Origin of the sequence: Acidovorax delafieldii 2AN, from assembly GCF_000175235.1 — a bacterium.
Taxonomy (GTDB): Bacteria; Pseudomonadota; Gammaproteobacteria; order Burkholderiales; family Burkholderiaceae_C; genus Acidovorax; species Acidovorax delafieldii_B.
The window spans coordinates 1-936 of record NZ_ACQT01000562.1 but is presented as its reverse complement, the minus strand read 5'-3'; the positions used below and the strand labels follow the sequence as shown (position 1 = coordinate 936).

General features: G+C 66.9%; 2 protein-coding genes. Both read right to left on the bottom strand.

Annotation, left to right across the window (positions count from 1 at the left end; all coding sequences use genetic code 11):
• A partial coding sequence (locus ACDELDRAFT_RS23040) for a LemA family protein (RefSeq protein WP_005801683.1) occupies positions 1-234 on the bottom strand: 234 nt, incomplete at its 3' end.
• 185 nt (positions 235-419) lie between these two features.
• A complete protein-coding gene (locus ACDELDRAFT_RS23035; protein WP_005801681.1) occupies positions 420-830 on the bottom strand; it encodes a group II truncated hemoglobin in 411 nt (136 codons plus the stop codon).
• Positions 831-936 lie beyond the last annotated feature (106 nt).

Below are 936 nucleotides of genomic sequence, written 5' to 3'. Positions count from 1 at the left end.
CAGGCTGCGCGCCTGGATGACGGCTTCAAGCGTGGCTGCTTCGTGGGCCAGGTAGCCGCGCGCCACTTCCACCAAGTTGGGCACCAGGTCGTAGCGGCGCTTGAGCTGAACGTCGATCTGGCCAAAGGCGTTGGCGATGCGGTTGCGCAGCTGCACCAGCCGGTTGTAGACGGCAATGGCCCACACCACCAGCGCGGCCACCACCGCGAGCACGATCCATGCAGTCACCGTCATTGCCCACCCCCTGTTGTTTGGATGGGCGCATCTTAGCGGAGCACTGCGGAGGCACGGCGGGTGCAGGGACCCAGCGGGCGTTTCGGGGGGGCCAGCGGACAGATCAAGGGGCTTTTTGGCGCAGGGCGCTCGCCGGTACTGCGCCAACAGCTATTTCTTCAATAGCAAACCAATGTGCTGAGGCGTCACCCGCCGCGGTTGCGCATCCAGTCGGCCGTGCCCATGAAGCTCTCGCGCAGGCGCGTGCGCAGAGCCTCGGGAACACCGGTTTCATCCATCGCCTGGTCCATGCAGGCCACCCACTGGTCGCGCTCCTTGATGCCGATGGAGAACGGCATGTGGCGCGCCCGCAGGCGAGGGTGTCCAAAACGGTTCTGGTAATGGTCTGGCCCGCCGAGCCAGCCGCACAGGAACCAGAAGAGCTTCTGGCGCGCGTCGTCGAGGGTGCTGCCGTGCGTGGCGCGCAGTTCGGCGTAAGCAGGCTCTAGGTCCATGAGGTCATAGAAGCGCTGCACCAGAGCCTCGATGCGGGCTTCACCGCCGATCCATTCGAAAGGCGTAGCCGGGGCGTTGGTGGGCGAGGGGTCGGTGGTCATGGCAGGGGCGCAAAGTCAGGCCCGGCATTGTAAAAGCGCCGGGTGCGGCCGCCCGGCGGCCCGCCCCGCCACCGAAGCGTCTTCAGCGCGTGCGGGCTTCGGCCGC

Coding starts and splice junctions, on each gene's coding strand:
- ACDELDRAFT_RS23035 (WP_005801681.1), bottom strand. CDS start 830: ATGACCACCGACCCCTCGCCCACCAACGCCCCGGCTACGCCTTTCGAA.